Origin of the sequence: Undibacterium sp. Ji22W, assembly GCF_049340305.1 — a bacterium.
In the GTDB taxonomy this organism is placed as follows: domain Bacteria; phylum Pseudomonadota; class Gammaproteobacteria; order Burkholderiales; family Burkholderiaceae_D; genus Undibacterium.
The window spans coordinates 30,682-55,686 of sequence record NZ_JBMPOU010000005.1 but is presented as its reverse complement, the minus strand read 5'-3'; the positions used below and the strand labels follow the sequence as shown (position 1 = coordinate 55,686).

Sequence of the window (25,005 nt, the reverse complement as noted above, 5' to 3'; positions counted from 1 at the left end):
CACCAAAGGAACAGCAGATCGAATGGCAAAAGACGACGTTATACAGATGCAGGGAGAGATTCTTGAGAATCTTCCGAATGCAACATTTCGAGTTAAGTTGGAAAATGGGCATGTTGTGCTTGGCCATATTTCAGGAAAAATGCGAATGAACTATATCCGCATTCTTCCTGGTGATAAGGTGACAGTAGAATTGACGCCTTATGATTTGAGCCGAGCACGCATTGTGTTCCGGACCAAGTAAATTAAATTGAACTAGAAGGGAAGAGGGCAAAAATGAAAGTTCTCGCATCAGTCAAGCGGATTTGCCGCAACTGCAAGATCATCAAGCGCAAAGGCGTAGTTCGTGTTATATGCACAGAACCACGTCATAAACAGCGCCAAGGTTAATTAACGTTATTGAACGAGGAATAACGAATGGCACGTATAGCAGGGGTTAATATCCCAAATCATCAGCATACCGTAATTGGCTTACAAGCAATCTATGGTATTGGCGGCCCACGCGCAGCAGATATCTGTGCAGCAACGGGTGTATTGACAACTAAAAAGGTCAAAGATCTGGACGACAGCGAGTTAGAAAAGCTTCGCGACAGTATTGCAAAATACGTCGTTGAAGGTGATCTTCGTCGCGAAATCTCGATCAACATCAAGCGTTTGATGGACTTAGGCTGCTACCGCGGCATGCGTCATCGCAAAGGTTTGCCTGTTCGTGGTCAACGTACACGTACGAATGCACGTACACGTAAGGGCCCACGTAAAGCAGCGCAATCATTGAAAAAATAATCCAGCGTAGTTGAAACAAACTGGATTCAAGGAACCAATTATGGCAAAAGCACAAAATAACGCAGCGGCAGCACGCGCTCGTAAAAAAGTTAAGAAAAATGTTGCTGAAGGTATCGCACACGTTCACGCATCTTTCAACAACACCATCATCACGATTACTGATCGTCAAGGCAATGCATTGTCTTGGGCAACAGCTGGTGGTCAAGGTTTTAAAGGCTCACGTAAATCTACTCCTTTTGCGGCTCAGGTTGCAGCGGAAGCAGCAGGTAAAGTTGCGGTTGAGTGCGGTATCAAAAACCTCGAAGTTCGCATCAAAGGTCCAGGTCCAGGCCGTGAATCTTCTGTGCGTGCTTTGAATAATTTGGGTATCAAGATCTCCTTGATCCAAGACGTTACGCCAGTACCACACAACGGCTGCCGCCCTCCAAAGCGTCGTCGTATCTAATTCATTGCTTAGCTTAGGCTAAGCTTTGGAGAATTCTAGCAATCATGTTAGAATGCAGCCCGCCAATTGATTTGGTGGGTTTTGTCTTTCGTATTTTTGATACGATTTTATTTTTTTCTTATTCGATTTTTATTTAATAAGACCACTGTCTGATTGCAGGTAGATCAGACTAGCGTAGGCTGTCAAACGGCACTTACGTCATTTTTAAAGGAAATTATTGTGGCACGTTATATCGGACCTAAAGCAAAATTATCCCGTCGCGAAGGCACGGATCTGTTCCTGAAAAGCGCACGTCGCTCTTTGGATTCAAAATGTAAATTGGATGTAAAACCTGGTCAACACGGCGCGAAATCTGGCGCACGTACTTCTGACTTCGGTAATCAATTGCGTGAAAAACAAAAAGTTAAACGTATGTACGGCGTGTTAGAGCGTCAGTTCCGTCGTTATTTCGCAGAAGCTGACCGTCAAAAAGGTAATACTGGCGAAACTTTGTTGAAATTGTTGGAATCCCGTTTGGATAACGTTGCATACCGTATGGGTTTCGGCTCCACACGTGCAGAAGCACGTCAGTTGGTTAGTCATAAAGCTTTCACGGTCAACGGTGGCGTAGTGAACATCGCTTCTTACCAAGTTAAAGCTGGTGACGTTGTTGCCGTGCGTGAAAAATCCAAAAAACAAGTTCGTATCGTTGAGGCTTTGGCTTTGGCTGAACAAATCGGTATGCCATCTTGGGTGTCTGTAGACTCCAAGAAAATGGAAGGTACTTTCAAGGCTATGCCTGATCGTAGCGACATCGCTCACGATGTCAACGAATCTCTGATCGTTGAATTGTACTCACGTTAATATTAAGTTTCACTGCCTGCTCATTTTACGATGGGCAGGCTTTTTTCTTTTTGCCATCAGCCTTATCGGTGTAACGAGCCGAGGGTATTGAAAAGGACAAATAATGCAAAACAATCTGTTTAAGCCTCGTATTATCGACGTCGAAATGTTGGGCCCTGGCTCAGCGAAAGTAGTGATGGAGCCATTTGAACGTGGTTTCGGTCACACACTCGGTAACTCTTTACGCCGTGTCTTGTTGTCTTCTATGGTCGGTTACGCGCCGACTGAAGTGACGATCGCCGGTGTTGTGCATGAGTACTCAACTCTCGATGGCGTGCAAGAAGACGTCGTCGATATTTTGTTGAACTTGAAAGGCGTTGTCTTCAAGTTGCACGAACGTGATGAAGTCACTTTGACTTTGAAAAAGGAAGGCGAAGGCGCAGTATTGGCTTCCGATATCGATTTGCCGCATAACGTAGAACTGATTAATCCAGATCACGTGATTGCTAATTTGACTGCTGGCGGCAAATTAGATATGCAAATCAAAGTGGAAAAAGGTCGTGGCTACGTTCCTGGTAACGTACGTCGTTTGTCTGAAGATGCGAACAAAACAATCGGTCGTATTATTCTGGACGCGTCTTTCTCCCCAGTACGTCGTGTTTCTTACTCTGTCGAATCTGCTCGCGTTGAACAACGTACAGATTTGGACAAGTTGATCATCAACATCGAAACAAATGGCGTGATCACTCCAGAAGAAGCGATTCGTCAATCTGCTCGCGTTTTGGTCGACCAGTTGCACGTATTTGCGGCGTTGGAAGGCACAGAAGCAGCTGCAGAAGCACCTTCACGTGCACCTGCTGTCGATCCAGTCCTGTTGCGTCCAGTCGATGATTTGGAATTGACTGTCCGTTCAGCAAACTGCCTGAAAGCAGAAAACATCTACTACATTGGTGACTTGATCCAACGTAGCGAAAACGAATTGTTGAAGACACCAAACTTGGGTCGCAAATCTTTGAACGAAATCAAAGAAGTTTTGGCTTCCCGTGGTTTGTCTTTGGGCATGAAGTTAGAAAACTGGCCACCTGCTGGTTTAGAGAAGTAATTTTGATGTCGGGTCGATTCGTTTGACCCGACTTTTTATTTGTAGTTTGTAGTAAGAACATTACCGGTCCGCGTCAAATGGTTTGACGATAGAAGAACTGGAATTTTTAAACAATCGAAAGGAAGTACCATGCGTCATCGTCACGGCTTACGTAAGCTGAATCGTACATCATCACACCGTTTAGCAATGTTGCGCAATATGACAGTTTCCCTGTTGCGCCACGAAGCAATCAAAACAACTTTGCCAAAAGCAAAAGAATTGCGCCGCGTTGTTGAGCCAATTTTGACTTTGGCTAAAACAGACACATTGGCAAACAAACGTTTGGCATTCAACCGTTTGCGCGATCGTGAAATCGTTCAAAAATTGTTCGCTGAATTGGGCCCACGTTTTGCAAACCGCAATGGTGGTTACCTGCGTATTTTGAAAATGGGTTTCCGTGTTGGCGACAATGCGCCTATGGCCTATGTAGAATTGTTGGATCGTCCAGAAGTCTCTGACTCTGCCGATGCACCAACAGTTGACGAATAAGCTAAGTTGTAATTAGCAGTTCTGAAATAGAAAGCCGTTCAGTAAAATGAGCGGCTTTTTTATTTTCCGTCGTTTTTCGAGGGAGTAGCAGTTGGTTCATTGACAGCACTGAAACGAGTTTACTATAGATCATGGTGATTCATATTGGCGCCTACGATGACACGACTTTCAGTATTCCGTTAAGATAGCAAAAAATTGCCGTTTGTCTGAGGCGGTCGTGATCCATTGAACCATGCACGAATAGCTGACTCTGATAGGCCATCCGTAGAATTCCAAAGAGACTATGAAATTTTTATTAAGCCCGCGATTCGAGCAAGGTGATACGTATCCAAGATTAACGCTAAATCTTTATTTCAGGATGCTGGCAGGGTTTGTCATTGCTTTTCTCTTGTTTGCCTTAACAGCAAGGGCAGAAGACTTCCTAGAGCCGGAGAAGGCATTCCAGGTCAAGGCGCAGATGGCAAGCAAGGATCAGGTGCGAATTACTTACACCATCGCGGATGCTTACTATCTTTATCGTGAACGCTTAAAATTTGCTGCGCAAGGCGCTGAGTTGGGCGTGATTCAACTCCCTGCTGGTAAAGTCAAATTCGATGAAACCTTCCAAAAGGATGTTGAAACGTATCATCACGAATTGGTGGTGTTAATTCCTGTGAAGGCCGCCGCTGATTTTCAAATGAAAATAGAACTGCAAGGTTGCGCGGAGGCGGGTCTGTGTTATCCACCTATGGAATTGACTTTGCCAGTGACGTTGGCAGATATCGCGAGTGACGCAGGAGTAACGCCAAAGGTCGCACAGGAAAGTGGCGAGCAGTCGAGTATCGCCGATGCTTTGAAGAGTGGGCGATTAAGTTTGATTATTCCTTTGTTTTTGGTCCTTGGCTTGGGTTTATCTCTAACGCCCTGTGTTTTGCCTATGGTGCCGATCTTATCATTTATCATTGTTGGTGAAGGTGCTGCCGTAAAACGTAGTCGTGGTTTTTTTCTATCTTTGAGCTACGTATTGGGTATGGCTTTGGTGTACACCAGTTTGGGTGTCGCGGCGGGTCTGTTGGGTGAAGGATTATCGGCGGCGTTGCAAAACCCTTGGGTGCTATCTGCTTTCGCGGTTTTGATGATCGCTTTGTCTCTCTCTATGTTCGGTGTCTATCAGCTTCAAATGCCGGCAGCGATTCAAACTCGTCTGACCTATTTTTCCGAAGGTCAGCGTAATGGGAAGATGGCGGGCGTATTTCTGATGGGAGCGATTTCTGCATTGATCGTTGGCCCTTGTGTTGCTGCACCTTTGGCTGGTGCTTTGGTATATATCAGTCAAACGAAGGATGTTGTGGTTGGCGGAACTGCACTTTTTTCTCTGGCTATGGGTATGGGTGTTCCTTTACTGTTGGTAGGTATATCCGCAGGTAGTTTATTACCACGCGCCGGTGTTTGGATGGAACAGATCAAACGCTTCTTTGGCGTGCTGATGTTGGCAATGGCGATTTGGATGGTGTCGCCTGTATTGCCGCCCGTGGTGCAAATGAGTGCTTGGGCAATTTTGCTGCTTGTTTACGGGATCTATCAGTTGGCTGTTTACCGCGGTAAATTATTTTCCAAGTTGATTGCAATCATTTTTGTGCTGGCAGGTTGTGCCCAATTGCTTGGTGTTGTGACGGGTGGACGTGACGCCTTGGCGCCGATCGCGCACCTCACTGGAAATGTGCAACATGTGAAGTTTCAACGTATCAAATCGTCTGCTGAATTGGATGCTGTGTTGGCGCAATCGAATGGCAAAATCGTGATGCTAGATTTTTATGCAGACTGGTGCGTGTCGTGCAAAGAGATGGAAAAATTAACTTTCGTCGAGCCAAGAGTGAACGCGCAACTGGATCAGATGCTGTTGCTGCAAGTGGATGTCACAGCGAATAACGCAGATGATAAAGCACTATTAAAACGTTTCGGTTTGTTTGGCCCGCCAGGAATTATTTTCTTTGGCGTACAAGGCAAAGAGATTCCGAACACGCGCGTGATCGGTTATCAGAATGCGGATAAGTTCTTGAATTCTTTGCAGAAGCTGAAATGATGTAAGGCGCTTTTGAGAATAATCTACTGCAATAGAAAAAGCTGGCTTGGTTGAATACCATGCCAGCTTTTTTATATGCCTTAACGAATTGGAACAACTAGCTCCGCATAATCATAGAGTGCGCCAAGAATTTCCTCGGCGTCTTCATCAGTGGACTCTGAAAGTTGATCGATCTCATTGAAATACATATCGACTGTCATGGCATTCGCTTCGCCATCTAATAGACGCGCTACGCGGTGTTCTTCCCAAGCTACCAACTCATCATTGTTGAGGGATTCAGGAAAATTACGCGCTCGATAACGGAACAATAATTCGCTTAAGCGTTGATCATTAAAATGCGGATGCGCGTTAGCTAACTGCTGAGGATTCATTTGGCGCAAATCGTTCAATATTTTTCTATCTGCAGCACTAATAAATCCACCATATAAATCTTCATCCACATCAACAGCTTCAAAGTCTGGGCGCGCGTAGACTTGCTCCCAAAGTTGCGGGCTGTGAGTTGCCTGTATGTTTTGTGCGATCTCAACATGCGCCATTACTTGATGCACATCGATGTTCCAGCGCGCAGCCATTTCACTGCTAAGTGTTTTTAGGTTGCCGATCACGATAGGCGATTTATTCAAATGTATGCTTTTCACAGGTAAACGCGTCATACCATCTGGCAAAGCATCAGTTTTGCTGAACATCCGCTGCTGGATCGTGCTCACATCCATATGCTGCAATTCGCTAGGGTCAAATTGCAAGTCCCAAGCGATCACTTCATTTTTATTCGTCGGGTGTATCGCTAAAGGCCACATCACCGCAAGACAACCGCGCTCGGTACTAAACATTCCGGAGATATGTAGAAATGGTTTGCCCAGTAAAGGCAAACCGATTTCAGTAGCAACTCTATCTTTTTTGTGTAAAGCGAAACAAAAATCAAAGAGCTTAGGTTGCTTCTCTTTGATTAGTTTTGCCAAAGCAATCGTGGCGCGTACGTCTGATAAAGCATCATGCGCCGCAGTATGTACAATGCCATTCGCTGCCGTTAAATGTTCTAGACGAAAGCTGGGTTTTCCAGCATCATTTAAAGGCCAGTTAATGCCTTCTGGACGGAGCGCATAGGTAGTACGAACCATATCCATAATGTCCCAACGTCCGCATTGATTTTGCCATTCGCGCGCATAGGGATCGATCAGATTGCGCCAGAACATAAAGCGCGTAATTTCATCGTCAAAACATATGGTGTTATAGCCCACGCCTATGGTGCCCGTGGCAGCCAACGCACGTTCTACTTGCGCTGCAAATTCATGTTCAGGGATGCCTTGTTCCAGGCATTGCTGCGGCGTGATATGGGTGATCAGGCAAGATTGCGGATCAGGTAAAAAATCATTCGCAGGTTGACAAAAAATATTGATAGGCTCGCCGATTTCATTTAGGTCTGCATCGGTACGAATCGCTGCAAATTGAGCTGGTCGATCACGTCTGGCTTGTGCGCCAAAGGTTTCATAATCGTGCCAAAGAAAGCTATGTGTATGCATGCGAGTAGATTTAGGTGAAATTGAATGGAGCTTGAACTTGAAGAAATCAGTGATCAGCGCGTTGACCGCGATTTCCGATGTAGCTTTGCAGTCCTAAGGCAATCAGGAATAACAATACCGATAGTCCCATTAAGCCGATAGTCCATTTGAAGCCGGTCTCCTCATTAATCCAGGGCATTTTTGTGAAATTCATCCCGAAGATGCCGGTGATCAAGGTCAAGGGCATAAACAGTGCAGTAATGACGGTCAAAAGTCGCATTGTTTCACTCGTTTTATGTGCGACTGCCGCGAAATGAATTTGCACAGAAGATTCTAACGACGCTTCCAGTCTGCGCGTATGATTTAGAACACGGTTAATATGTTCCATCACATCATTCGTACGTACCAATAGCAAATCTTTCGCACGGCTGAGTTCGCCACCTTTGGCGTCATAAGTATCGACAAAATGATCGCGCAATTCTTGTATTGCATCGTATTGCTCTTCACATAAATGTTCGAGCTTGCGTAGCTCCACTCGTGAATCGAGTAACGCGACCCAATTATTAAATGGTTTGCGTGGATCCAATAAAGCGTGTTGCCAGCGATCCAATTGATTGGTCAAAGGTTGGCGTAAATCGAGATACTGATCGACCATCAGATTTAATAAACGCAGCATTAAATCTTCGGGTGATGATGGCAAGCGACTGCTAAGGTTATTGCTGTCTTTTGGTTTGTAGCTGAGCAGGCGGGCGCGCATTCCTTCGATGGTGCGGCTTTGTAATGATCGTATGGTGACTAAAGTGTTGCCTAGTAAAAGAAAAGAAACTGGCTGTGTTTGCAAGCGATGCAAGGCTGCCGGGATTTTCTTTTTGTTTACTTCGACATTGGTGTTCGTCTCGCCATTCAATGCCAATTTTTGAAAGACGACTAATTCGTAATCTTGTGTGGCATCAAAATAGGATGGATGACTTAGATTGCAAATGTCTTTTAGATGCAAATCGTAGACGCGTATGTTGGTTAATTTTTCAATCTGATCGCGCCAGGCATCGGTGTCGCAAGCAACTTCATCATGTGTGCAATCGATCCACATGAACCCCGATGCTTCATCAGCATGATCGTTTTCGCCGTCGCCAATCAGGCCGTAGTCGTTGACGTCATCCCTAGCGTTGAGTGTGACCTGTGTTTCGCTGATGAAAAAAATATCCATGTTTTACAAACTAAGCCATCAAATTGTATCGATATGTTTTGCTCGAATTTACTTCAACAGGCGGGCAATGTCGCGTGCGAAGTAGGTCAATATGCCATCCGCACCAGCTCGCTTAAACGCGAGTATTGCTTCCATCATGGTCTTGTCATGATCAAGCCAGCCATTTTGCGCAGCGGCTTTAATCATCGCATATTCGCCACTGACTTGATAAGCGAAAGTCGGTACTTTGAATTCGTCTTTGACGCGGCGTACGATGTCGAGGTAAGGCATGCCAGGCTTGACCATTACCATGTCTGCACCTTCGGCCAAATCGAGTGCAACCTCGCGCAGTGCTTCGTTACTGTTGGCAGGATCCATTTGATAATTGGCCTTGTTGCTTTTGCCAAGATTACCTGCAGAACCGACTGCATCGCGGAACGGCCCATAAAATGCCGACGCATATTTGGCTGAATAAGCCATGATGCGGGTATAGATAAATCCTTGCTCTTCTAAGGCGCGACGGATCGCACCTATTCTGCCATCCATCATATCGCTCGGCGCAACAATGTCGGCACCAGCTGCAGCATGTGTAAGCGCCTGTCTGACCAGCATCGCAGTCGTTTCATCATTTAAAACATAACCATCGGCATTGATCAAACCATCTTGCCCGTGGCTGGTGTAAGGATCTAGGGCGATGTCCGTCAAAATGCCTAAATCTGGACAACGTGCTTTTAGGGCACGAATGGCGCGTGGAATTAAACCATCTGGATTGGTCGCTTCGATTCCGTCTTCCGTTTTTAAATGATTATCAATTGAAGGAAACAAGGCTAGTACAGGAATACCTAAGGCGACGCAGTCATCGGCAACTTCTAATAACTTATCTAAACTCATGCGTTCAACACCTGGCATGGAGGCAACTGCTTCTACGCGGTTTTCGCCATCTACCAAAAAGACCGGGTAAATTAAATCGGCAGCGGTGACATGATTTTCACGCATCAAATTGCGGGAGAAAGCATCTTTACGCATGCGGCGCATACGCAGGTACGGAAATTGGGTCGAAAGTGAAGTAGACATATGGAATAAAAAAATTATCGAGGTTAATGAAACTTTTCTTACGAATTTGGCTCTTAGGATTAGGCATTACGCTTACCGCTGGTCCTCCCTAAGCGGGCGCCACTTGTTCCCATTCGATTGGCGTATTTTTTCCCCAGTACCGCAAAGTACTGGGGTTTTTTTTATTGCGGTGTGCCAGCATTCTCGCTGCCGTCTAAGGTAGGTAATGTCGGTAAAACGTCCAAGCCAGTCAATTGACGAATTTTGGCATCCGCCTCTTCAATACCGGTACGATTTAAAGCTGAAAACAATTGCGCAGTAAAAGGATATGGCGTGCCATTTTCATCAACATAACTTGCCAAAATATTCTGTGCCAGACGCAGTGCATTGGTAGCATCATTTCGGTTCAGCTTATCCGCCTTGGTCAGCAAACAATGAATCGGCCGACCAGTTGGTGCGAACCACTCTAGCATTTGTTTGTCCAGATCCGTGAAAGGACGACGCGAATCCATGATCAAAATCAAAGCGGATAATTGATCGCGTGTTTGCACGTAATTACCGAGTAAGACATTCCAATGATTCTTGGCAGCACCAGGAACTTCCGCGTAACCATAACCTGGCAAGTCAACCAACAAGGCACGAATTTCGTCTTGACGCGTTTCATCTTTGCGATGTTGTCCTACATGCGCTCCGCCAATGGAGAAAAAGTTAATATGCTGCGTTCGTCCTGGTGTTTTGGAGGCAAAGCAAAGCTTTTTCTGATTGCAAAGAATATTGATCGCTGTCGACTTGCCAGCATTTGATCGACCAGCAAAGGCTACTTCCGGCACGGGCAAAGTAGGGAGATCGCGCAAGTGATTGACAGTGGTAAAAAAGCGCGCTTGCCAAAGGATAGACATAAAATAGGGCCAATCAAAAAGGGATGGTGCAAAAAAATGCAAAAAATAGGGCTAAAACTGGACGTTTTAGCCCGAAATATGAGGTTTCCTGACGTCAATTGACTTGGAATAGCTCAACATTTCCACTAAAGCTATTGTACAATAAGGGGTTAGCTACGTGGGCTTCATCACTTAAATGCAGGTTCCGTATGCTTTTTGCTTTTCTGGCATGTCAATAGAATCGATTTCCAATTTTTAGTCTCAAGGTGTTTGAATGAATCGTGCATTTTTATCCTTTTCCAAGTCTCTCAGCATTCTTGCCTTAGCGGCATCTTCACTCGTTTCTGTTGCTCATGCGAACGAACACGCAGCCAAACCAGCAAAAGCTGATGCCGCGAAAGGTGAAGCTTTGTACACCAATGGTGATGCTGCGCGCGGCATCGTCGCTTGCGTATCTTGTCACGGTGCAGCTGGTAATTCCACCATTAGCGTTAATCCAAAACTGTCTGGTCAGCACGAAGCTTACATCGTCAAGCAATTGACAGATTTCACAGGCCCGGCACGTAACAACGCGGTGATGACGACTTTTTCTAAGCTGATGACCGCAGATGATATGAAAAATGTCGCTGCTTTTCTAGCAGTACAAAAACCAAAAGCAGGTGCTGCAAAAAATAAAGATATCGTGAAATTAGGTGAAACGATCTATCGTGCGGGTATCGCCGAGAAAAATGTAGCCGCCTGTGCTGGCTGCCATAGCCCGAACGGTGCTGGTATCCCTGCGCAATTCCCGCGTATTGCTGGTCAACATCAGGATTACACCATTGCGCAATTGACTAATTTCCGCACTGGTGTTCGTAAAAACAGCCCACAAATGGTGACAATTGCCAAACGTATGTCGGATGATGAAATGAAAGCTGTTGCCGATTATGTTGCTGGTTTGAAATAAGCACATCATTCAATACAAGCTAAATATTTAACGGAGGGGGTGGCAAATGCCATCCCCTTTTTGTTTTTGGAAATGTATGGAACTCGAAACCAATACTTCTGGCCTAGAAATTAAGACACAACGCCTGTGGTTGGCACACACAGTGGAGTTGTTATCGTCTATGCGCTTTGCGATTAGTTTACTCACCATTATCGCGATTTCTTCTATTATCGGGACAGTGCTTAAGCAAAACGAGCCCTTGCCAAATTATGTGAATCAATTTGGGCCGTTTTGGTTTGAAGTTTTTCAACACTTGAGTTTGTACTCCCTATATTCGGCTTGGTGGTTTTTGACGATTATGGGGTTCTTGGTACTGTCTACCAGCTTGTGTCTGATTCGCAATGCGCCCAAGATGTTGAAAGATATGCGGAGCTGGCGTGAGAACGTGCGAGAACAATCTTTGCGCAACTTTCATCATAAAGCGGAGTGGGATAGCGAATTAAGCATTGACGCCTTGACGACTCAGTTGAGCTCGCAAATCAAGCGGCTGGGCTACCAATTTAAAATCGTACAGAAAGACAATGCCACACTGATCGCTGCGAAACAAGGAGCTGGAAATAAGTGGGGCTATATCTTTGCGCATGCCGCGATCGTGGTAATTTGTATTGGCGGTTTGCTTGATTCTGATTTGGCGATTCGTTTTCAGATGTGGTTCGGCGGCAAAGTGCCATTTGAAGGTAGTGGCGTATTGATTTCGCAGATTCCGGAAAAGCATAAATTATCTTTGGCGAACCCTACCTTCCGCGGCAATATTTCCATCCCCGAAGGCATGAGTGGAAACACTGCCGTAATTCCTCAGGCTAAGGGCGTGTTGTTGCAAGACTTGCCTTTTACAATAGAGCTGAAGAAATTCAATATCGATTTTTATTCGACGGGAATGCCCAAACTATTCGCGAGCGATGTCGTAATCAAAGATCACGAAACGGGGAAGAGTTTTCCTGCGATCGTCAAAGTCAATCATCCATTACTGTATAAAGGCTACGCCGTCTTTCAGTCGAGTTTTGATGACGGCGGCAGTCGCCTACAAATCAAAGCGCATGCCATGGCTGGTGCGAATGCGATGCAGTTTCCGATCGATGCCAGAATGGGTGGATCAAATCTTCTCAGTCAGGAGCAGACCAGCGGCCGTGGTGAGTACACGATAGAGTGGACCGCATTCCGACCATTTAACGTGGAAAATCTAGCACGAGATGGACAAGATTTGCGTGCTGTGAATCCAAACAAGAATTTCGCCCAGCAATTCACGGCAGATTTGGATAAACATTCAGGTTCGGCCGCTAAGAATGCAAATAATAAAGATCTCAAAAATGTTGGACCTAGTATGCAATACAAGTTGCGTGATAAAACGGGGCAGGCACGTGAATTCAATAACTACATGCAGCCAGTTTTATTGGACGGCAATTGGGTATTTCTAGCTGGCGCCCGTGATTCGCCAAATGAGCAATTCCGCTATTTAAGAATTCCCGCCGATGAGAACGATAAGTTAGATGAATGGATGCGCTTGCGCGCTGCGTTAGTAAATCCGGAATTACGTGAGCGGGCTGCTGAAGCTTATGCAAAACGCGCTTTACCTGCCACCAGTGCGGAAGCAATGCAAACGCAGTTAGCGACTTCGGCCAAAAAAGGCCTAGCGATTTTCGCGGGAGAAGGTGAGGCGAAGCTGGCTGGGTTTACTGCGATTGCAGGCTTCCTAGAGAAAATTCCAGCTGCGGAACAAACCAGAGCCGCCGATGTTTTTATGAAGATACTCAACGGTAGTATGTGGGATCTCTGGCAATTGGCTCGTGCGAAAGATAGTTTGCCCGTATTGGAGTTGACCGAAAAGCGGGCACTGTTCTTGCAGCAAGCGACTTCAGCGCTGTCGGATGCATTTTTCTACGGTGCGCCCGTGTATTTGCAAATGACAGGCTTTGAGGAGATCAAGGCTTCTGTGTTCCAAGTGACGCGCGCGCCGGGACAGAATGTGGTGTATCTTGGCTGCTTGTTTCTCGTGATTGGTGTATTTGCCATGTTCTATATTCGCGAACGTCGTTTGTGGCTATGGATTAAGCAAGATGAAGCTGGCAGTCAAGTCTTGATGGCCTTGAGTTCGCAGCGTAAGACGCTCGATTTTGAGAAAGAGTTTGAGCAATTGAAGTTGCAATTGAGGCCACGGACTGGTCTGACAGATGTGACAACAGGCAAACCAACTGACTCTCCAATCTGAAGTCATTTGCAGTCAGTACAAAAAGTATTAAAAATTATTCACACAGGATATGTATGGAAACTAGTCTGACCTATCAAAGTTATTGGAAGCGTTTAGGCGCTTTTGATTGGCTATACGCTCTCATGTTGAGTGCCGGTGCTTTATATGCGTTCAACATGTATGGTGCCCACATGGATATCTATGAAGAAGCGATATTGCTACTCAGTGCGCCAACATTCGCCGTATTGGGGTGGAATTGGAAACCCGTGCGCGCTTTGATGATCGTGTTGGCAGTCTTATCTTTGTTCGCGATCTCGCAATACGCAGGTTCTTTGGATCTGGCGAACAAGAAGTTCTTTCTGAAATATTTGTTGTCGAGTCAGTCTGCAATTTTGTGGATGAGTACCTTCTTCGTCTTGTCGACTTTGTTCTATTGGGGTGGTTTGATTGCGCGTTCTGATTTTGGTGCTTCAGTCGGTTCCGGTTTGTGCTGGGCGGCGGTGATCATGGGCTTTACCGGGTTGTTAGTGCGTTGGTATGAGTCCTATTTGATTGGTGCCGATGTTGGTCATATTCCGGTTTCTAATTTGTATGAAGTATTCATTTTGTTCTCGATGATTACGGCCTTGTTTTATCTATATTACGAGCAAATTTACGGCACACGTCAGTTGGGTGCATTTGTCTTGCTGGTCATTTCTGCGGCCGTGGGATTTTTGTTGTGGTACACCGTGAGTCGAGATGCCGCGGACATTCAACCCTTGGTGCCTGCATTGCAGAGTTGGTGGATGAAGATACATGTACCTGCAAACTTTATTGGTTACGGTACATTCTCCTTAGCGGCAATGGTCGGCGTGGCATATCTGTTTAAGTCAAAAGGGATGTTGCAAGATCGCTTGCCGACTTTGGACGTGTTGGATGACGTCATGTACAAAGCGATTGCAGTCGGCTTCGCATTCTTCACCATTGCGACGATTCTTGGTGCCCTATGGGCGGCTGAGGCGTGGGGCGGTTACTGGTCATGGGATCCGAAAGAAACCTGGGCTCTGATCGTCTGGTTAAATTATGCAGCATGGTTGCACATGCGATTGATGAAAGGGTTGCGTGGGCAGGTCGCAGCTTGGTGGGCAGTAATCGGCTTGCTTGTGACGACGTTTGCTTTTCTCGGGGTGAACATGTTCTTGTCTGGATTGCACTCATACGGCGCTTTGTAATTTCATTTTATTCATGAAAAAAAACGGCATCGGCGTTGTTAGTCGATGCCGTTTTTTTTGAGTGTTATTGAAAAGAGTTGAATGGAGCATGTAGGCCAAGGAAACTTTTGAATTCTTGTAAGGTTCAAACGCATTCTCCGACTTATGAGACACTGAGATAATTTTTCGCTGTTCCTTAAAGATTTCTCAACCAATTCTAGGCAGAAGACGACCAAGCCACGAACTGGGTCAACGTCCGAACTAATCAGCACATTAACAGGAGTGATTATGCGCAATCCCTTTCAGCAATATGGCGACCATCCACCCAGTGTTTCAGAAATTACGCCACGTGAAATATTTGAGTCGCGCCGCGATTTTATGCGTCAGCTAGCGGTTGGATCGATAGCCAGTGCTTCTTTGGTGGAAATGGCAAATCGTGAAGTATTTGCACAAACCGCAGGAGGACAAAAATTGGTGGCAATGGCAAATCCTGCCTTTGTCGTCATGGATAAAAAAACTACCTACAAAGACGCGACAAGCTATAACAATTTCTACGAATTCGGTACCGATAAAGCAGATCCTGCAGAAACGGCAGGTAGTCTAAAAACCCGTCCATGGACTATCACCATAGAAGGCGAGGTAAAGAAGCCGATAACTCTTGATCTCGATAGCTTGCTGAAACTAGCACCTTTGGAAGAACGCGTGTACCGATTGCGTTGCGTTGAAGGATGGTCGATGGTGATCCCGTGGATAGGCTACTCACTGTCGAATTTGTTGAAAAAAGTGGAACCGACCGGCAATGCGCGTTATGTAGAATTCATCTCGCTGGCAGACAAACGTCAGATGCCTGGCGTGAATAGTCGCGTGCTGCAATGGCCCTATACTGAAGGCTTGCGGATGGATGAGGCAATGCATCCACTCAGCTTGCTTGCGCTCGGTATGTATGGCGAAGTCCTGCCAAATCAAAATGGCGCGCCTGTGCGTTTGGTGGTGCCTTGGAAGTATGGATTTAAATCGGCTAAATCCATCGTCAAAATTCGGCTGACCAAAGATCAACCGCGCACCTCTTGGAATTTATCTGCTCCTGATGAATATGGGTTCTATTCGAACGTGAATCCAGAAGTCGATCATCCGCGCTGGTCGCAGGCATCCGAGCGACGCATCGGCGAAGATGGATTTTTAAGTCGCAAACGTAAGACTCTGATGTTTAACGGTTACGGCGAAGTAGCTAGTTTATACAGTGGTATGGATTTAAGAAAAAACTTTTGAGGCTGGTTATGAAGTCACTGAGTAATCGTCACTTGCAACTACTAAAGTTGGTCGTTTTCGCGCTAGCTGCGTTGCCCTTCTTACGCTTGGCGTATGCAGTTTATCAAGACAATTTGGGTGCCAATCCGTTGGAATTTATAACCCGTAATACCGGCGACTGGACGCTGTATTTTCTCTGTATAACGCTGGCAGTAACCCCAATGAGGAAACTGCTTAGCTGGCATTGGCTAATACGTTTGCGTCGTATGCTGGGCTTATATAGCTTCTTTTATGCCTCATTGCACTTCTTGACGTTTCTGTGGTTCGACCATTTTTTCGATATCGGCGATATGTGGCGCGACATCATTAAACGGCCGTTTATCACTGTTGGCTTCATCACTTTCATACTCTTGTTGCCCTTAGCAATTACCAGCAACAACGCGATGATACGGCGCTTGGGAGGGAAGCAATGGCAATTACTGCATCGCTTGATTTATGTGATCGTGCCCTTAGGCGTACTGCATTATTTTTGGATGAAAGCGGGCAAAAACTTACTGCTGCAACCTTTGATTTTTGCAGCATTAGTGAGTGCTCTGTTAGGCGCGCGTCTGTATTGGCGCTGGCAATCTAAGACTGCAATTGCCTAATTGTGCTTTTAAGGTTGCTGTGTTTTATCAGCGGAAACCGGTGGGCTTGGTGCCGTGGTCGCGGCGGGGTTAGCAGGTTTTTTCTCAGGCAGATACAAAGGACCTTTTTGACCGCAGGCGCAGAGCAACAAAGTACTGGAAAAAATTAGCCCTGTCGTGAGCAGGGAGATGTACGTGCGTTTATTCAAAATCTGAGAACCCGTATAGAATGCTGCTTGTGTCGAGAATATCAATCCAAGCAGGAGTGTAACATGACGGAATCAGAATTTTTAGTAATGGCCGATAGCTGCTTGCAGCAGGTGCAGGATATGTTTGAGCAGGCGTTTGAAAATGATGTCTGGGATGTCGATACCAAGCGCAGCGGTAATGTGCTGGAAATTGAGTTCATTGACAATGGATCAAAGATTATCGTCAATAGCCAAGCACCTATGCAAGAGATGTGGGTAGCGGCCCGCTCTGGTGGTTTTCATTACAAATACGATGGCGAATTTTGGCGCAATACGCGTGACAATTCGGAACTATTTGCTGTATTGCGTAGCATTTCGGAGATGCAGAACAAGACTTGATCAGATGGTTAATCATTTGTCGTAAAAAACAGGGCAAAAAAATAGCGAGATTTTTTCTCGCTATTTTTTTACTGCTTATTTTTCTTACTCGATAATCACTTCGTCAGCGTTCAAATTACGTAACGCTGATCCTGGGGGATTTTCCACATAGAAGTAGTCACCTTCTGCCTGAATAATACCGTTGGGAATTGGGCGCTCCATAATCGGAATATCACGTAAAGCTCGCTGCATATAGCCTATCCAGATTGGCAAGGCTAGTCCACCACCAGTTTCTCGATTGCCGAGATTACGTGGTTGGTCGTAACCTATCCAGGCTACGCCAACGATCTTCGCTTGATACCCTGCAAACCATGCATCGATGGAATCATTTGTCGTGCCAGTTTTGCCGGCGATATCAGGGCGTTTTAGCACCAGAGCCTTGGTCGCCGTGCCAAAACGCACAACATCGCGCAACATGCTGTCCATCAGGAAGGCATTGCGCTCATCAATCACGCGATTCGCCTCATCGTTGGCTGTGTCAGGTTTTGCCTGCGAAATGATTTTGCCATCGGCATCCGTGATTTTGGCAATCAGGTAAGGATTTACTTTGTAACCACCATTCGCGAAAACCGCGTAAGCACCGGCCATCTGTAATGGTGTTACGGCGCCGGCTCCCAGAGCCAAGGTGAGATATGGAGGATTTTTCTCGGGCAGGAAACCGAAGCGGCTCGTATATTCCTGTCCGTATTTCGCACCCACTTTTTGCAAGATGCGGATAGAAATCATGTTTTTTGATTTCGTTAAACCCTTACGCATCGACATCGGACCTTCATATTTGCCATCATAATTTTTCGGTTCCCAAGCTTGACCGCCAGTCTGGCCAGCATCAAAGCTGATCGGTGCATCATTGATGATCGTGAGTGGCGATAAACCTTTCTCCAGCGAAGATGAATAAATGAAGGGTTTGAAGCTTGAACCTGGTTGACGCCAAGCTTGCGTCACATGATTAAACTTATTTAAGTTATAGTCAAAGCCACCTACCAGCGCGCGAATCGCCCCATCCTGCGTATCCGCAGCCACAAATGCCGATTGCACCTCTGGCATTTGAATAATTGACCAATTCTTGCCGTCAAGAATAACGCGGATCACCGCACCGCGTTGAATCCGTTTGTTGGCCGGCGCATTTGGCTTTAAGCCGGCCGCGCCAAAACTTAATCCGGGGCCGGTAATTTGTATCTCTTCACCATTTGACAGCACCGCTTTCACCGCCGTTGGACTAGCTTCCGTGACCATTGCCGCCAAGATGTCGTCGCTGTCAGGATGATCCGCCAATTCTTTTTCAGTCATCTCATCAGCAGCTTCTTTGTTGCGTGGTAATTCAATGATAGCTTCTGGGCCGCGGTAGCCGTGGCGGCGTTCATAATCAAGTACGCCCTTACGTAAGGAAGCGTAAGCGGTCTCTTGCTCCTCCTTGGTTATTGTGGTGTAGACATTAAAGCCGCGCGTGTAGGTTTCTTCTTTAAATTGTTCGTAGACTAACTGGCGCGCCATTTCTGCGACATACTCTGCATGAATGCCAAATTCCGCGCTATTAGTTTTGATATGTAGCTTTTCGATTTTGGCTAGTTCAAACTGTGCTTCCGTGATGTAGCCTAGTTGTTTCATGCGTTGCAAAATATATTGCTGACGCACGGTCGCCCGTTTCGGGTTAGCGACCGGGTTGTACGCAGAGGGGGCTTTTGGCAGGCCTGCCAGCATCGCCGCCTCAGCGACGGTGACTTCTTTTAAACTCTTCCCAAAATAAATTTGTGCTGCTGATGAAAATCCGTAAGCACGTTGCCCCAGATAAATCTGATTCATATAAACCTCTAGAATCTGATCTTTGGTCAAATTCTGTTCGATTTTCCACGCCAATAAAATTTCATAAATTTTACGTTTGATAGTTTGCTCTGTAGACAGAAAGAAATTTCTTGCGACTTGCTGCGTGATCGTCGATGCGCCTTGTTTGTTGCCGCTTGTAATGTTGTTGACTGCGGCACGAGTAATGCCGATGTAGTCAACCCCGCCATGTTCGTAAAAGCGGTCATCCTCAATCGCTAGAACTGCTTTTTTCATGACTTCTGGAATCTCTGCGAAATGGACAACATTCCGACGTTCTTCACCAAACTCTGCAATTAGCACATTATCTGCGGAGAATACGCGCATTGGCATCTTGGGACGATAACTAGTAATCGCATCAATCTCCGGTAGATTCGGATAAGCCATCGTGATTGCGAACACCAGAACTAACATGCCAGCTAGGAATAAGCCAAACAACACCAGACAAATCTGAAGAAGAATACTTAAGGCTACACTTTTTGGTTTCGGTGCAGTGCTTGGTGCCTGGTTGGGCGACTCGAGAGGTGATGTTGGTGACATGGCAACTTCTAATGGTGAAATACAGATGCGCATTATAGCTGGCACGAATCAACTATAAAAATTGCATTTCAGCGTTTTTTCGTTGTAAGTGGAGAATTGACAACGCAAAAGCGCAAGTTAGCTTTGAAAATGCTTTACATTACACTCCCCTTATTGCTAGGATTTAACGTAAGCTAGTATGAGTGTCAGCTAAATCGCGGTTTTTAAAAGAAAAAATAGATTTTGAGTTGGTTTTTATTATTATTGTGGAGCAATAATATCGCCGTCTGCCAGTTGATTTTCTGATATGTTTGGCATGGAATTATTATTTAAATGAGGGGATATCCTTGGCTTTAGATCTAGCATCATTGCTCGGAAAAAAGAATCCGCCCCTAGTGGGCTTGGATATCAGCACGTCTGACGTTAAGTTGGTGGAACTCTCTCGTTCCGGCGAAAAAGATTTCAAATTGGAGCGCTGTGCGTCCGAACCTTTACCAAAAGGTGCAGTCGTCGATGGTAATATTGAAAATTTGGAACAGGTTTCCGAGGCGATTTTGCGTGTGCTTAAACGCTGCGGAACTGGCACCAGAAATGTTGCTTTGGCGATGCCCGCATCATCTGTGATTACTAAGAAAATGATTTTGCCAGGGAGCCTGAGCGAGCAAGCCTTGGAATTTCAAGTGGAGTCTGAGGCAAGTCAATATATTCCCTTCGCAATGGACGAAGTCAGTATCGATTTTTGTGTCATCGGGCCGACCGCAAATTCCGAAGAAGACGTGGATGTGCTCTTAGCTGCTTCGCGTAAAGAAAAGATTGAGGATAGGGTTGCGGCAGCACAGGCTTCGGGGCTGCAAGCCAAAGTAATGGATATCGAATCTTATGCGGCCCGCGCTGCGGTCGAGCGTCTGATAGAACAGCAGCCAAATGCCGGCCAAGATCAAATTTATGCCTTGTTTCAGATTGGCTCTAAAGTTACTTATATTTCAATTTTGTTAAATGGTGAAGTCATTTACGAACGCGATCAGCAGTTCGGTGGGAATCAATTGACTCAGGACATCGTGCGAAATTACGGGCTATCGTTTGAGGAAGCCGAAACCAAGAAGCGTCAAAGTGATTTGCCAGACAGCTATGAAATGGAATTGCTGGAGCCATTTTTGGAAAATGCTGCTTTAGAGGTGACACGGGCGATTCAATTTTTCTTCACATCTACTCCATACACACGAATCGATCAGATCTTTCTAGGGGGGGGCTGTGCCATGCTACCCGGCTTGGTGGATATTGTCGCCGAAAGAACTAAATTGTCAACTTCCGTGATAAGTCCATTCAAAGGTATGGATTTGGGGTCTGGGGTCAATGAGAAATCCTTGCGAAATGACGCCCCGTCCTACTTAGTCGCCTGTGGTTTAGCGATGCGGAGGTATGGATAATGATTAAGATTAATCTGCTTCCACACCGCGAAGCAAGACGTAAAGAACTAAAGAATCAGTTCTACTCGTTGATGATGTTTGCCGGCGTATTTGGCGCTGTCGTTGTGATCGCAATTGGATTTGTATTTTCGTCACAATTATCTGCCCAAGCAGAGCGAAATGCCTTCATTAAGCAAGAAAATGACGAGTTAGAAAAGAAAATCAAGGAAGTCGCCAATCTAAAGCAAGAAATCGATGCGTTAAAAGCGCGACAACAGGCAGTTGAAGATCTTCAAGGCGATCGGAATCAACCTGTTTTTATGATGAATGAATTGGTGCGCCTAGCGCCAGAGGGCTTGTACTTAACGTTGATTAAACAAGAGGGACAGCGAATCGCCATCAAAGGTTACGCTCAATCTCATTCGGTCGTAGGGCTTTTTGTGAATGAGTTGAATTCTTCCGAATGGATGAGTAAGCCAGAGATCATCCAAAATAAAGCGGTGGGCTTAGGACAGGGACGGGATGCAAAGCGTGTGATTGAGTTTGATCTCAATGTTGGAATTCGTCGCCCTCGTGAGTTGGAAACGGCTGCGGCAAGTGCTGCGGAAGCTGGTTCAGCGAAGAAGAATCCAGTCAACGCAAAATCTCCTTAACGAAGAGAAGAATATGTCAAATATTAAGGAAAATTTCGATTCGGTCGCCAGCCAGTTCAGAGATCTAAATGGGTTGCATCCAGGTTTGTGGCCTCTGGCACCACGTTTACTTGCCGCTGCTGGTTTGTGCGTTTTCGTTTTATTTGTTGGTTGGTGGTTTTATTGGAGCACTCAGTTAGAAGAGATTGATCTGGGGCAGCAGGAAGAACAAAAATTAAAAGACACGTATAAACTGAAAGTTCAACAGTCAATTAGTCTTGATGCATTAAAAGAGCAACGTAAATTGGTTTTGCAATACGTTTCTCGAATGGAAAAACAATTACCAAGCAATGCTGAATATGCGGCTGTGTTAGATGATATTAACTCTGCTGCAAATGGACGTGGCTTGAGTATGGATATTTTCAAACCTGTTGCCGCGACAATCAAAGATTATTACGCTGAGTTGCCAATTGAAATTCAAATGGTCGCCAATTACCATGATATGGCGCAATTTGTCGCTGATGTCGCCCGCTTGCCACGAATCGTCACTTTAAATAACTTGACATTGACAGTCAGTAAAGACGCGAAAAAACCAGGAATTATTATGGATGGTATCGCCAAAACTTATCGATATTTGGATCCTGAGGAAATTGCCACTCAAGCAGCAGAACGTAAGAAAAATAAAGAGGCCAAGAAATGAGAATTCTTAGTCAAATTGGCTTGATTTTGTTGGTTGTTTCCTTGAGCGGCTGTGGCGACAATGGACTGAGTGAACTAAAAGAATGGATGGATCAGGTTAAAAAAGAAACGCATGTCAAAGTAACACCTGTTGCAGAGCCTAAAGTGTTTGTGCCGGTTGCTTACAATGGTTCGAATTTAATTGATCCTTTCGATCCTAGTAAGCTATTGGTTGTTTTTGCACGTTTAAAAGCTGCTAATGACAATGGATTAAAACCTGATTTTGATCGACCTAAAGAAGCACTAGAGGGTTACGCATTAGAGAGCATGAAAATGGTGGGAACCTTTGATAATCGTAAGTCCCTACAAGGTCTGATACAAATTGGTAAAGCTGTATTTCCCGCAGTTGTTGGCGGGTATATGGGGCAGAATTTTGGTAAGGTAATCAGTATTAGTGAAACTCGCATCGATTTGGTAGAGATAGTGCAGGACGCTACCGGTGAATGGACCGAAAGAAAAGCAAGCTTGGAATTGCAAGAGGCGAAAAAATGAATAAATTGATAACGGTAGGAAAATGGAGCGTCGCGAGTATGAAGTATATTTTTCTCGGGTTGTTATTCTTAAGTCAATTTACTTATGCTCAGGCCGCCGCACAGTCGGGAAATACGATTGAGTCGATTACTGCAAATCAGCAAGGGGCGAATATTATTGTCAAAGTTAATTTCAAATCGCCACTCACGAAGCCTCCTGTAGCTTTTTCAATTACAAATCCTGCGCGTATTTCATTTGACTTTGCCAATACTAGTAATGGTACTGGTAAGAATACCGTTGATATTGGTTTGGGTGAAGTACGTAATGTGAATTTGATTGAAGTGCCGGAACGCGCACGGATGGTTTTTAATTTGAACCGATCCTTGAATTATGCAACTTTCATTGAAGGTAATTCGTTAATAGTTACGATCGACGGTTCTGGTGGGCTTGCCACCCCTGTCAATGCTATTGGACTGCCAGTTAATCAGAAGGAAATAGTTCAGCCTGCTAAGCAATTATTGCGCGATATAGATTTTCGTCGCGGAGTGACAGGAGATGGCCGTGTGGTAGTTGATCTACCCAATAATCAAGTAGCGATAGATGCTCGTTTGCAAGGACAAACAATTGTTGTTGATTTTATGAAAGTTGGTTTGCCGGATATTCTGAAACGGACACTTGACGTTGCTGACTACGGTTCACCGGTTCAAAAAGTGACGACTACCCGCCAAGGTGACAACGTCCGCATGGTAATTGAACCTAAGGGTTTGTGGGAGCACAGTATTTATCAAAGTGATAGTCAATTAGTGGTTGAGGTTAAACCTATTAAGGAAGATCCGAATAAATTGACTCAAGGAACCCAAGGCTACAAAGGGGATCGTTTTGGTATGAATTTCCAGGATGTTGATGTGCGTGCAGTACTGCAAATTTTGGCTGAGCAAGGCGGTGTCAATATCATTGCAAGCGATTCTGTTAGTGGCAATATTACAATTCGACTGATCGATACGCCTTGGGATCAGGCATTAGACATTGTTATGCAAATCAAAGGACTTGATATGCGTAAAAATGGGAATGTTATTTTGATCGGCCCTAAAGACGAATTGTTAACTAAAGAGAAATTAGAGCTGGAGCAAAAAGCAGCCATTGCCGAACTAGAACCACTAAAAACTGAATCGTTTCAGTTAAAGTACCAAAAAGCTGAGGCTTTCCAAAAATTATTTGGTGTCGAAAATATGACGACGAATCGTATGTTGTCTAAGCGTGGAAGTGTCATGATTGAGCCAAGAACCAATCAATTGTTCGTTACTGATATTGCTGCGAAAATCGAAGAAGTTCGGAAATTAATTCAAAAAACGGATATCGCAACCAAACAAGTTGTCATTGAGGCTCGGATTGTCGAAGCAGATAATAAATTTAGTCGGAATCTCGGTGCAAAGTTGGGTTTTGCAGATTTACGTGGGATAAAAGGTGGCGATACTGGATTTCAGGTGTCTGGAAATCAACGTGCTGCTTTGACTGGCAATTATTTGGGTGTGGGCGAACAGACAGGGCAGGCAAAAATTACTGAAAAGAGTTATATGCCAAATACACAGTTTGTGAATCTGCCAGCTGCGGGTATTGGTGGTTTGGATGCTGGTAGTTTGGCAGTTAGCTTGTTTTCGGCTGCAGCGAATCGGTTCTTGAATTTGGAATTGTCTGCCTTAGAGGCCGATGGCGATGGTAAAATCATTTCTAGTCCTCGTGTGGTTACCGCTGATCAAACACCAGCACATATCGAGCAAGGACAAGAAATTCCCTATCAGATCGCGACCTTGAGTGGAGCGACCGCGATTTACTTTAGAAAAGCGACTTTGAGTCTAGATGTGACCCCTCAAATTACACCAGATGGAACGATCATTCTGGCTGTTGATGTGCACAAAGACAGTCGAGGCGAAGAAACTCGTGGTGGACCGGTCATTAATACCAAGCAGGTAAAAACGAATGTTCTGGTTGAAAATGGTGGAACTGTCGTGCTTGGTGGTATTTATACGCAAGAAGAACGTGCTGATGTAACGAAAGTTCCTTTCCTTGGTGACATTCCTTTGTTCGGGAATTTATTCAAGTCAACGGGTAAAACAAATAATAAAACTGAGTTGCTCATTTTTATTACGCCAAAAGTGCAATTGACTGGGACGTTTGCAAATCAATAAAGGTTTTAAGTAAGCGTTTG

Annotated in this window: 25 protein-coding genes; 19 read left to right on the top strand and 6 right to left on the bottom strand. The window is 45.3% G+C overall.

The window, feature by feature from the left end:
- Positions 1-22: 22 nt before the first annotated feature.
- The 8 genes from infA to dsbD all read left to right on the top strand — a co-directional run bounded on the left by infA (position 23) and on the right by dsbD (position 5,739).
- On the top strand, positions 23-241 hold the full coding sequence (infA, locus tag ACO0KW_RS19540; protein ID WP_005663428.1) for a translation initiation factor IF-1: 219 nt from the start codon (positions 23-25) through the stop codon (positions 239-241).
- 32 nt (positions 242-273) lie between these two features.
- Complete coding sequence (gene rpmJ, locus ACO0KW_RS19535; RefSeq protein WP_014004415.1) at positions 274-387, top strand: 50S ribosomal protein L36; 114 nt, start codon at positions 274-276, stop codon at positions 385-387.
- Between the two features lie 27 nt (positions 388-414).
- On the top strand, positions 415-780 hold the full coding sequence (gene rpsM, locus ACO0KW_RS19530) for a 30S ribosomal protein S13 (protein ID WP_423055041.1): 366 nt from the start codon (positions 415-417) through the stop codon (positions 778-780).
- Positions 781-820: 40 nt separating this feature from the next.
- Positions 821-1,225, top strand: a complete 405-nt coding sequence (gene rpsK, locus ACO0KW_RS19525) for a 30S ribosomal protein S11 (protein ID WP_186892601.1) — start codon at positions 821-823, stop codon at positions 1,223-1,225.
- A 219-nt stretch (positions 1,226-1,444) separates the two neighbouring features.
- Positions 1,445-2,068: a 30S ribosomal protein S4 gene (gene rpsD, locus ACO0KW_RS19520; protein ID WP_186892602.1), complete on the top strand. Its 624-nt coding sequence runs from the start codon at positions 1,445-1,447 to the stop codon at positions 2,066-2,068.
- Between the two features lie 103 nt (positions 2,069-2,171).
- Entirely contained in the window at positions 2,172-3,149 is a 978-nt protein-coding gene (locus ACO0KW_RS19515; RefSeq protein WP_186892603.1) for a DNA-directed RNA polymerase subunit alpha, read from the top strand.
- A 129-nt stretch (positions 3,150-3,278) separates the two neighbouring features.
- Complete coding sequence (rplQ, locus tag ACO0KW_RS19510) at positions 3,279-3,677, top strand: 50S ribosomal protein L17 (RefSeq protein ID WP_423055040.1); 399 nt, start codon at positions 3,279-3,281, stop codon at positions 3,675-3,677.
- Positions 3,678-4,035: 358 nt separating this feature from the next.
- Positions 4,036-5,739, top strand: a complete 1,704-nt coding sequence (gene dsbD / locus ACO0KW_RS19505; protein ID WP_423055161.1) for a protein-disulfide reductase DsbD — start codon at positions 4,036-4,038, stop codon at positions 5,737-5,739.
- 80 nt (positions 5,740-5,819) lie between these two features.
- On the opposite strand, the gene sbcB is transcribed toward dsbD, so the two are convergent.
- The 4 genes from sbcB to yihA form a co-directional block, all read right to left on the bottom strand.
- Complete coding sequence (gene sbcB, locus ACO0KW_RS19500; protein WP_423055039.1) at positions 5,820-7,259, bottom strand: exodeoxyribonuclease I; 1,440 nt, start codon at positions 7,257-7,259, stop codon at positions 5,820-5,822.
- Positions 7,260-7,305: 46 nt separating this feature from the next.
- Entirely contained in the window at positions 7,306-8,445 is a 1,140-nt protein-coding gene (locus ACO0KW_RS19495; protein WP_423055038.1) for a magnesium transporter CorA family protein, read from the bottom strand.
- Between the two features lie 48 nt (positions 8,446-8,493).
- The gene (gene hemB / locus ACO0KW_RS19490) at positions 8,494-9,498 is read right to left on the bottom strand and encodes a porphobilinogen synthase (RefSeq protein WP_423055037.1); all 1,005 of its coding nucleotides are present in this window, start codon (positions 9,496-9,498) and stop codon (positions 8,494-8,496) included.
- Between the two features lie 161 nt (positions 9,499-9,659).
- Complete coding sequence (gene yihA / locus ACO0KW_RS19485; protein ID WP_423055036.1) at positions 9,660-10,376, bottom strand: ribosome biogenesis GTP-binding protein YihA/YsxC; 717 nt, start codon at positions 10,374-10,376, stop codon at positions 9,660-9,662.
- Positions 10,377-10,629: 253 nt separating this feature from the next.
- Between yihA and ACO0KW_RS19480 the strand changes: the two genes are divergently transcribed.
- The 5 genes from ACO0KW_RS19480 (at position 10,630) to ACO0KW_RS19460 (ending at position 16,610) form a co-directional block, all read left to right on the top strand.
- Positions 10,630-11,301, top strand: a complete 672-nt coding sequence (locus ACO0KW_RS19480) for a c-type cytochrome (RefSeq protein WP_423055035.1) — start codon at positions 10,630-10,632, stop codon at positions 11,299-11,301.
- A gap of 76 nt (positions 11,302-11,377) precedes the next feature.
- Entirely contained in the window at positions 11,378-13,546 is a 2,169-nt protein-coding gene (locus tag ACO0KW_RS19475; RefSeq protein WP_423055034.1) for a cytochrome c biogenesis protein ResB, read from the top strand.
- A 53-nt stretch (positions 13,547-13,599) separates the two neighbouring features.
- Positions 13,600-14,736, top strand: a complete 1,137-nt coding sequence (ccsB, locus tag ACO0KW_RS19470) for a c-type cytochrome biogenesis protein CcsB (RefSeq protein ID WP_423055033.1) — start codon at positions 13,600-13,602, stop codon at positions 14,734-14,736.
- Between the two features lie 267 nt (positions 14,737-15,003).
- Positions 15,004-15,984 (top strand): protein-methionine-sulfoxide reductase catalytic subunit MsrP, encoded by a 981-nt coding sequence (gene msrP, locus ACO0KW_RS19465; protein WP_423055032.1) that lies wholly within the window; start codon positions 15,004-15,006, stop codon positions 15,982-15,984.
- Between the two features lie 8 nt (positions 15,985-15,992).
- Positions 15,993-16,610, top strand: coding sequence for a sulfite oxidase heme-binding subunit YedZ (locus ACO0KW_RS19460; RefSeq protein WP_423055031.1), 618 nt, complete (start codon positions 15,993-15,995; stop codon positions 16,608-16,610).
- An 8-nt stretch (positions 16,611-16,618) separates the two neighbouring features.
- On the opposite strand, the gene lptM is transcribed toward ACO0KW_RS19460, so the two are convergent.
- On the bottom strand, positions 16,619-16,798 hold the full coding sequence (gene lptM, locus ACO0KW_RS19455; protein ID WP_423055030.1) for an LPS translocon maturation chaperone LptM: 180 nt from the start codon (positions 16,796-16,798) through the stop codon (positions 16,619-16,621).
- A gap of 63 nt (positions 16,799-16,861) precedes the next feature.
- On the opposite strand from lptM, the gene cyaY reads away from it, so the two are divergent.
- On the top strand, positions 16,862-17,176 hold the full coding sequence (cyaY, locus tag ACO0KW_RS19450) for an iron donor protein CyaY (protein ID WP_423055029.1): 315 nt from the start codon (positions 16,862-16,864) through the stop codon (positions 17,174-17,176).
- Between the two features lie 84 nt (positions 17,177-17,260).
- Here cyaY and ACO0KW_RS19445 read toward each other — a convergent pair whose 3' ends face one another.
- Entirely contained in the window at positions 17,261-19,573 is a 2,313-nt protein-coding gene (locus ACO0KW_RS19445) for a penicillin-binding protein 1A (RefSeq protein ID WP_423055028.1), read from the bottom strand.
- 326 nt (positions 19,574-19,899) lie between these two features.
- Here ACO0KW_RS19445 and ACO0KW_RS19440 point away from each other — a divergent pair, with 326 nt between their 5' ends.
- Genes ACO0KW_RS19440 through pilQ form a run of 5 tightly spaced genes read left to right on the top strand, consistent with a single transcriptional unit; the run spans position 19,900 to position 24,985 of the window.
- Complete coding sequence (locus ACO0KW_RS19440; protein WP_423055027.1) at positions 19,900-20,979, top strand: pilus assembly protein PilM; 1,080 nt, start codon at positions 19,900-19,902, stop codon at positions 20,977-20,979.
- Positions 20,979-21,611, top strand: a complete 633-nt coding sequence (locus tag ACO0KW_RS19435; protein ID WP_423055026.1) for a PilN domain-containing protein — start codon at positions 20,979-20,981, stop codon at positions 21,609-21,611. Before ACO0KW_RS19440 ends, ACO0KW_RS19435 begins: the two co-directional genes overlap by 1 nt.
- A gap of 13 nt (positions 21,612-21,624) precedes the next feature.
- Positions 21,625-22,290 (top strand): type 4a pilus biogenesis protein PilO, encoded by a 666-nt coding sequence (locus ACO0KW_RS19430; protein WP_423055025.1) that lies wholly within the window; start codon positions 21,625-21,627, stop codon positions 22,288-22,290.
- The gene (locus tag ACO0KW_RS19425) at positions 22,287-22,820 is read left to right on the top strand and encodes a pilus assembly protein PilP (protein WP_423055024.1); all 534 of its coding nucleotides are present in this window, start codon (positions 22,287-22,289) and stop codon (positions 22,818-22,820) included. The genes ACO0KW_RS19430 and ACO0KW_RS19425 overlap by 4 nt, the downstream gene beginning before the upstream one ends.
- The gene (gene pilQ, locus ACO0KW_RS19420) at positions 22,817-24,985 is read left to right on the top strand and encodes a type IV pilus secretin PilQ (RefSeq protein ID WP_423055023.1); all 2,169 of its coding nucleotides are present in this window, start codon (positions 22,817-22,819) and stop codon (positions 24,983-24,985) included. Before ACO0KW_RS19425 ends, pilQ begins: the two co-directional genes overlap by 4 nt.
- Positions 24,986-25,005: the final 20 nt, after the last annotated feature.

Coding starts and splice junctions, on each gene's coding strand:
- infA (WP_005663428.1), top strand. CDS start 23: ATGGCAAAAGACGACGTTATACAGATGCAGGGAGAGATTCTTGAGAAT.
- rpmJ (WP_014004415.1), top strand. CDS start 274: ATGAAAGTTCTCGCATCAGTCAAGCGGATTTGCCGCAACTGCAAGATC.
- rpsM (WP_423055041.1), top strand. CDS start 415: ATGGCACGTATAGCAGGGGTTAATATCCCAAATCATCAGCATACCGTA.
- rpsK (WP_186892601.1), top strand. CDS start 821: ATGGCAAAAGCACAAAATAACGCAGCGGCAGCACGCGCTCGTAAAAAA.
- ACO0KW_RS19515 (WP_186892603.1), top strand. CDS start 2,172: ATGCAAAACAATCTGTTTAAGCCTCGTATTATCGACGTCGAAATGTTG.
- rplQ (WP_423055040.1), top strand. CDS start 3,279: ATGCGTCATCGTCACGGCTTACGTAAGCTGAATCGTACATCATCACAC.
- dsbD (WP_423055161.1), top strand. CDS start 4,036: ATGCTGGCAGGGTTTGTCATTGCTTTTCTCTTGTTTGCCTTAACAGCA.
- sbcB (WP_423055039.1), bottom strand. CDS start 7,259: ATGCATACACATAGCTTTCTTTGGCACGATTATGAAACCTTTGGCGCA.
- ACO0KW_RS19495 (WP_423055038.1), bottom strand. CDS start 8,445: ATGGATATTTTTTTCATCAGCGAAACACAGGTCACACTCAACGCTAGG.
- hemB (WP_423055037.1), bottom strand. CDS start 9,498: ATGTCTACTTCACTTTCGACCCAATTTCCGTACCTGCGTATGCGCCGC.
- yihA (WP_423055036.1), bottom strand. CDS start 10,376: ATGTCTATCCTTTGGCAAGCGCGCTTTTTTACCACTGTCAATCACTTG.
- ACO0KW_RS19480 (WP_423055035.1), top strand. CDS start 10,630: ATGAATCGTGCATTTTTATCCTTTTCCAAGTCTCTCAGCATTCTTGCC.
- ACO0KW_RS19475 (WP_423055034.1), top strand. CDS start 11,378: ATGGAACTCGAAACCAATACTTCTGGCCTAGAAATTAAGACACAACGC.
- ccsB (WP_423055033.1), top strand. CDS start 13,600: ATGGAAACTAGTCTGACCTATCAAAGTTATTGGAAGCGTTTAGGCGCT.
- msrP (WP_423055032.1), top strand. CDS start 15,004: ATGCGCAATCCCTTTCAGCAATATGGCGACCATCCACCCAGTGTTTCA.
- ACO0KW_RS19460 (WP_423055031.1), top strand. CDS start 15,993: ATGAAGTCACTGAGTAATCGTCACTTGCAACTACTAAAGTTGGTCGTT.
- cyaY (WP_423055029.1), top strand. CDS start 16,862: ATGACGGAATCAGAATTTTTAGTAATGGCCGATAGCTGCTTGCAGCAG.
- ACO0KW_RS19445 (WP_423055028.1), bottom strand. CDS start 19,573: ATGTCACCAACATCACCTCTCGAGTCGCCCAACCAGGCACCAAGCACT.
- ACO0KW_RS19435 (WP_423055026.1), top strand. CDS start 20,979: ATGATTAAGATTAATCTGCTTCCACACCGCGAAGCAAGACGTAAAGAA.
- ACO0KW_RS19430 (WP_423055025.1), top strand. CDS start 21,625: ATGTCAAATATTAAGGAAAATTTCGATTCGGTCGCCAGCCAGTTCAGA.
- ACO0KW_RS19425 (WP_423055024.1), top strand. CDS start 22,287: ATGAGAATTCTTAGTCAAATTGGCTTGATTTTGTTGGTTGTTTCCTTG.
- pilQ (WP_423055023.1), top strand. CDS start 22,817: ATGAATAAATTGATAACGGTAGGAAAATGGAGCGTCGCGAGTATGAAG.